Source organism: uncultured Solobacterium sp. (assembly GCF_963517755.1).
Classification (GTDB): domain Bacteria; phylum Bacillota_I; class Bacilli_A; order Erysipelotrichales; family Erysipelotrichaceae; genus Bulleidia.
Window position 1 is genome coordinate 1 of the sequence record NZ_CAUQGG010000027.1, and the last position, 6,952, is coordinate 6,952.

The window sequence follows — 6,952 nt, forward strand, 5'->3', positions numbered from 1 at the left end:
CTAGTGAGCCGAAGATACCACCAAGTGTTACGATACCTGTACCTTGGATGTCATCGTTGAATGTAGGAATTTGTTTACGATATTTTTCAAGGATGTTTGCGGCATTGGAACGACCGAAGTCTTCCCAGTGTAAATATAGTTTAGGGAACAGACGTTCAGCAGTCTGCACAAACTGATCAATAAAATTGTAATAACGATCCCCACGCACACGCTCATGACGGTTACCTAGATAGTTAGGATTCTCAAGTAATTCTTTACGATTTGTACCAGCATCGATAACAAGAGGTAATACCATTGATGGATCAATTCCAGCCGCAGCTGTATATACCATCAACTTACCAACGGAGATATCCACACCATTTGTGCCCCAGTCACCGATACCTAAGATACCTTCAGCATCTGTAACAACAATCAATCGGATTTCACGCTCACCAGCCGCATTCTTTAATGTGGCTTCAATATTTTCCGGATGATTAATATCCAAATACGCAGCATATTGTGGATCAATAAATAGATCACTATAGTTTTCAATTGTATCTGCAATCGTTGGATCATAAACGATAGGATTAAACTCTGCTAGATGTTGAGAGAACATATAGTAGAAAAGTGTACGGTTCGTATTAAAGATTTGCATCAGAAACAAACGCTTTTCTAAATCATTTGCCTTTGTCTCCATCTGTGCATAAGTCTGTCGTGCTTGTTCTTCAATTGTTTGGACGTATGGTGGTAACATACCCACTAGTCCTAATTTTTCACGCTCTTCTAATGTAAAAGCAGTTCCTTTGTTTAAAAATGGATTATTTAAAATATCATGTGCACTCATATGTACACCTCCTTCTATAATTATATTCATTTTAACACATAGTATTAAATATCATACTTAGTATCATTAATCAGGGTTATACATTTTCGTAAATTACAGTATGCTTGGAACATGAGTAATTTCATATATCTTACAAACTATATTGCACGAAAAATACGCTATCATCGGCAAATACGAGGACTTAGCCAAGAGATGCTATCCGAAAAAGCCGGTTTGGGGTTAAAGTACATCAATCAGATTGAGAATAAGAAACAAAATCTCAACGTTCAAACACTTGAAAAAATTATTAAAGCTCTGGATTTGACGGTCGAAGAGTTTTTCAATTTTAACAGTTTGGAGGGAGACTTAAACTCAAAAAATACCCTTAATCTGAAACGATTGACGATGAAGCTAAAACAGCTTCCAAAACAACAACAAGCTACTTTTATCCGTATTTTTGAAGATATCATCGACAATCTTGACTAAGCTATGTATGTGCCGTACTTTCTTATGTAGAAAGCACCCCTACTATAGCTGAGCATTTTTGTTATAGTCAAACACCTTAGTTATGATAAGATTTATTCATAACAAAGGAAGAAATACAGATGAATATTCGTGATTTAAACTATTTTTATCAACTATCACAATTAAAATCATTTACGCAGGTTGCTAAACGATATCATGTTAGTCAACCTACGATTTCTTATGCTATTAAACGAATTGAAGAGTATTACCAATGTAGTCTTATTGAGAAAAATAGTATAAATCGTGTTGTTAAATTGACAAAACAGGGTGAAATACTAGCGTCTCATTGTAAACAGTTATTAAATGACTTTTCATTAACTCAACAAGATATTACACGTTCCCTTGAGTCTAAATGTGCAGTCGGTTTTCCACCAATTATCATCAACTATTTAACTGCAAAATATCATGATTGTAGTGACTTTTCATTCTTCAAAGATATTTATCCGATTCGTGGTGGTTCAATTACACTTTGGGAGGAGTTACTGAGTGGTAAATTAGATTTTTCGTTACTCGGTAGTATCGATCATTTACAACATAGAGATTTTATAATTAAAGAATTATTCCATGAAGAAATCTTTATTCTCGTCTCGAAAAGCAACCCTTTATCTAGCAAATTAGAACTATCTTTCGAAGATATTCTTCAGCAGCCTTTCATCTTACTGGATGAACATAATGTACACCTAAAGGCTTTTGATTTACTTAATGCAAGATATGATTATCAAGCAAATATCTATTTTAAATCAGATGATATCAACCTTATCAAGCAAATGGTTTCACACAACCTAGGAATCTCACTTCTAACAGAGATGTCGACTGATGATTCAGATACCTCATTAGTCAAAATCCCTTTCGTTAAAAAGGATAAGTTAAATTTTTATATTAGTTATGCCTACCCGAAGATTAATCAATTGCGTCCACCCGTTATACAACTAATGCATTTCTTAGATAAATTAACAGACAAAAAAGGATATGAATGTTAAAAATTTCATATCCTTTCATTTTATTCTAACTCAAACGCACCTGTATATAGCTGGTAGTACTGACCTTTTTGAGCAAGTAATTCTTCATGCGTACCACGTTCAATAATACGTCCATGGTCTAATACAATAATTACATTTGCATTCTTAACGGTAGATAAACGGTGTGCAATCACAAATACAGTACGTCCATTCATCAAACGATCCATACCAGTTTGTACAATCTGTTCTGTACGTGTATCGATGGAAGAAGTAGCCTCATCCATGATCATAACTGGTGGGTCAGCAACTGCTGCTCTAGCAATTGCCAATAACTGGCATTGACCTTGTGATAGATTTGAGCCATCACCATTCAACATTGTTTGATAGCCTTCTGGTAAATGGCGAATAAAGCCATCTGCACCCGCAAGTTTTGCGGCTGCGATACATTCCTCATCTGATGCTCTTAATCGTCCATAGCGGATGTTATCCATAACAGTGCCTGTGAACAATACAGTATCCTGCAGCACAATTCCTAAAGACTTACGTAAAGAAGACTTCTTAATCTTATTGATATTAATACCGTCATAACGAATCTTTCCATCTGCGATATCATAGAAACGGTTAATCAGATTTGTGATTGTTGTCTTACCAGCACCTGTTGCACCGACAAACGCAATCTTTTGACCAGGTTTACCAAATAGGGTTACATCATGCAAAATCATCTTATCTGGATTATATGCAAAGTCTACACTTGCGAAACGAACATCACCCGCAACCTTTGTATATGTTACTGTGCCATCTTCATGTGGATACTTCCAAGCCCAAATTTCAGTCTGTTCATTTGTTTCTTTTAGCTCGCCATCTTTTTCTGTTGCGTTAACAAGTGTAACAATTCCATCATCTACTTCAGGCTCTTGATCAAGGAGTTCAAATACACGCTCCGCACCTGCCAAGCCCATTACGATTGAGTTAATCTGTGGAGAAATCTGCTGAATCATACCAGCAAACTGACGTGACATTCCTAAGAATGGCACTACAACCGCAATCGAAAATGGCAATCCTGAAATTGAGAAGTTCGCAAATTTCTCTTGAATAAAGATACCACCTGCCACTGCTACAAATACATAGATTAGGTAGTTTACGTTATTTAATACCGGCATCAAGATATTGGAATATCGGTTTGCGGTATTAGAAGCCTCAAAGAGTTCATCATTTGCTCGATTGAAGGCTTCTTCTGCCTCTGCTTGATGGTTGAAGACTTTAATTACTTTTTGTCCATTCACCATCTCTTCAATAACACCTTCCGTCTTGCCAGTTGCCTTTTGTTGTAAGATAAAGTACTTCGCAGAAAGACCACCAAGCTTACGAGTAATTTCAATGGAAATTGCAGCACCAATTAAGATAACTAATGCCATTGGAATACTGTAATAGAACATGATAGCGATAATTGTGATGATTGTAACGATTGAAATCAATAGCTGTGGGAAACTTTGAGAAATCATCTGACGCATTGCATCGATATCGTTTGTATAGTGAGACATAATGTCGCCGTGCGGATGTGTATCAAAATAACGAATAGGCAGTTTCTGCATATGTGCAAATACTTCTTTACGTATCTTGTGAAGAACGCCCTGTGTAAAGAACGCCATTAACTGTGTATATACAATGCCGATAATTAATGCGATAAGATACACTAGCGCAAGTGTTCCAACTAACTTGACAATATATGGTTTCGTAACTTCCCAAGTCCAACCTTGTTCCCAAGCCTGCTGTAACACAGCGACAACATTCTGTTGGAAAATAGATGGTAATGCGCCCAAAATTGCATTGGTAATAATTAATACTACAATAAGAGGAAATAGAACTGGGTAGTATGATACTACCATCTTCACAATTCTCTTGAAGGACTTTTTACGATTCGTTTGTTTCTGATTCATATTAACGAACACCTCCTTCTTCCACAATTTCCTCAGTACCTTGTTTATTCTGAGATAGATATACTTCACGGTAGATTTGATTTGTCTTTAGCAATTCCTCGCTTGTGCCAATCGCATCAATCTGACCGCCATCTAAGACGATAATACGGTCTGCATCTTCTACAGATGAAGTTCTTTGGGCAATAATAATCTTTGTTGTTTCTGGAATATATTCTTTCATTGCTTTACGGATGATTGCATCTGTCTTTGTGTCTACAGCAGAGGTTGAATCATCCATAATTAAAATCTTTGGTTGTTTTAAGAGTGCTCTTGCGATACAGAGTCTTTGTTTCTGACCACCAGAGACGTTTGTTCCACCCTGTTCAATCCAAGTATCATACCCATCTGGCATCTGTTCGATAAACTCATCTGCACAAGCCAAATGACATACATGTTTCACTTCTTCTAATGTTGCATCCTTGTTACCCCAACGGATATTATCCGCAATCGTACCTGAGAATAATACATTCTTCTGTAACACCATCGCAACAGAATCACGTAATGTCACAAGGTCATAGTCTCTAACATCTTCTTTACCAACCCGAACTGTACCTTCAGTAACGTCGTATAGACGTGGAATCAACTGTACAAAGGAAGACTTTGCGGAACCTGTTCCACCAATGATACCAATCGTTTCACCAGATTTAATATGGACATCGATATTTTCAAGAACAGGTCTTTCTGCTGTAGGTGAATATTTGAAACGAACATGGTCGAAGTCAATCGAACCATCCTTCACTTCTGTAATCGCATTTCCCTTTGACGTGATAGAACTCTTCTCATTTAATACCTCAACAATACGCTTGCTTGATTCTTCAGAGAAAGTAATCATCACAAATACCATCGATAACATCATTAAGGAAACCATGATTTGGAATCCATAAGTCATCAAAGTAGATAACTGTCCTACATCTAAGCTTGTCGCATTTGTTTTGATTATCATTTCAGAGCCAAACATCAACACAAATAACATAACCGCATAAATACTTATCTGCATCAATGGATTATTCAATGCGATAATCTGTTCTGCACGTGTAAACATTTTACGAATGTCATTTGATGTCTCATCAAATTTCTCGATTTCATAGTCCTCACGTACAAAGGATTTCACGACACGAATACCCTTTACATTTTCTTCTACGATGCGTGTAATCTTATCGAAGAGAGGAAATCCCTTTTTGAAGACTGGCATAACTGTTCTTACAATCAAATATAACCCAATTCCTAAGAATGGAATAATGATTAAGAATATAACTGCCATTGTCCCACCCATAATATATGCCATTGTAAAGGAGAATATTAAATTGAGTGGAGCACGTACAGCAGTACGAATAATCATCATAAATGCCATCTGCACATTTTGAATATCAGTCGTTAATCGAGTAACGAGTGATGCAGATGAGAACTTATCAATATTTGAAAATGAAAATTTCTGGATATTAGTGAAGATATCATAACGTAAGTTACGCGCAAATCCTGTACTAGCCTTTGCACAATAGATACCTGCTAAGTATCCACATAATAGTGAAAGCAGTGATAAGGCAACTAACTTCCATGCATATCCTAAAATCACTGATAAATCACAACCTGCTTTAATATCATTGATTAATAAGGATATTAAAAATGGAATCAATGCCTCAATGATAACTTCACCTATTACAAAGGTTGGTGTTAGTATTGTTGCTAGCTTAAACTCACGAATACTTTTCATTAATTGCTTAACCATTTCTACCTCCAAAAAGATACTTGACTATTTTACACTAAATTTAAAAAAAACATAAAGGAAAGATGCTATCTTTCCTTAATCAGTCACTTTATAAAACTCTTCTAATGTAAGCCCTGAATCATAAACTTTCTTGGCTTCTTCAACACCGATATATCTGAAACTCCATGGATTGTAGGCAATACCAGTAATCGTTTCTTTTCCACGAGGGAAGCGGAAGATATATCCGTACTCATAACTATGCTTTAATAACCACTGATACGCGGCTGTTGATTCAAAGGAATCATCAATATCATGATTCCGATTATCATCAGATAAATCGACCGCCAAACCAAGTTGGTGTTCACAAGCACCAGGAATCGCATCATATTGATCAGCTAATGCCTTACCGTCAGTTGCTACATAAGTATTATACAATTCTAGCTGTTGCTCATATGAACGATAACCACTCACTAAGTATAAATTGATATTATCCTTACGAGCTGCCTCAAACATGTTTGTCAATGCAGTTGCAGCTTCACGACGTAAGTATTGGGTACCGTTGGAATTCACATTAACTTTAGTCAAATCAGCTGGTATATATCCAGGGTCAATTGGATGACTCTTATTTGTAATCTTCTGAATAGACGATACAGTAGTTGTATCGACTGTTGGTTTAACAGTTGCTTCAGGGGTTGGAGTAGGAGTAGGTGATAGTGTAGGACTAGGTGTAGTCACTACAGAACTATTCTGATTCGTCTGTATAGCGGATAAACAATCTTGGCAATCTTTTTCAGATAAAGTACGCGGTGTAAAGAATATTAACTTAATCAATAAGATAAATAAAACACCAAACAAAATTGAAAAAAGACCAATCAGTATGCGGATTCGTGATTGATATTTATCTGTGCTTTTCATGGATAATATTATAACATCTAAACCCATAAAAAGAATAAAAAAAGGGAGAGCGATGGAAAACCATGCTCTC

6 protein-coding genes are annotated in these 6,952 nt (G+C 36.2%); 2 read left to right on the forward strand and 4 right to left on the reverse strand.

Annotated elements, in window-relative coordinates; translation table 11 throughout:
• The coding region (maeA, locus tag RWM19_RS08905) for an oxaloacetate-decarboxylating malate dehydrogenase (protein ID WP_313986144.1) at nt 1-823 on the reverse strand (823 nt) is incomplete at its 3' end.
• Nucleotides 824-934: 111 nt separating this feature from the next.
• Between maeA and RWM19_RS08910 the strand changes: the two genes are divergently transcribed.
• Both RWM19_RS08910 and RWM19_RS08915 read left to right on the forward strand, forming a co-directional pair.
• Complete coding sequence (locus RWM19_RS08910; protein ID WP_298665808.1) at nt 935-1,288, forward strand: helix-turn-helix domain-containing protein; 354 nt, start codon at nt 935-937, stop codon at nt 1,286-1,288.
• Nucleotides 1,289-1,407: 119 nt separating this feature from the next.
• Entirely contained in the window at nt 1,408-2,307 is a 900-nt protein-coding gene (locus RWM19_RS08915; RefSeq protein WP_313986149.1) for a LysR family transcriptional regulator, read from the forward strand.
• Nucleotides 2,308-2,327: 20 nt separating this feature from the next.
• Here the strand turns inward: RWM19_RS08915 and RWM19_RS08920 are convergent, their stop codons facing one another.
• The 3 genes from RWM19_RS08920 to RWM19_RS08930 form a co-directional block, all read right to left on the reverse strand.
• The gene (locus RWM19_RS08920) at nt 2,328-4,223 is read right to left on the reverse strand and encodes an ABC transporter ATP-binding protein (protein ID WP_313986152.1); all 1,896 of its coding nucleotides are present in this window, start codon (nt 4,221-4,223) and stop codon (nt 2,328-2,330) included.
• A gap of 1 nt (nt 4,224) precedes the next feature.
• Complete coding sequence (locus RWM19_RS08925; protein WP_313986155.1) at nt 4,225-5,988, reverse strand: ABC transporter ATP-binding protein; 1,764 nt, start codon at nt 5,986-5,988, stop codon at nt 4,225-4,227.
• Between the two features lie 75 nt (nt 5,989-6,063).
• A partial coding sequence (locus RWM19_RS08930) for a M15 family metallopeptidase (RefSeq protein WP_313986158.1) occupies nt 6,064-6,952 on the reverse strand: 889 nt, incomplete at its 5' end.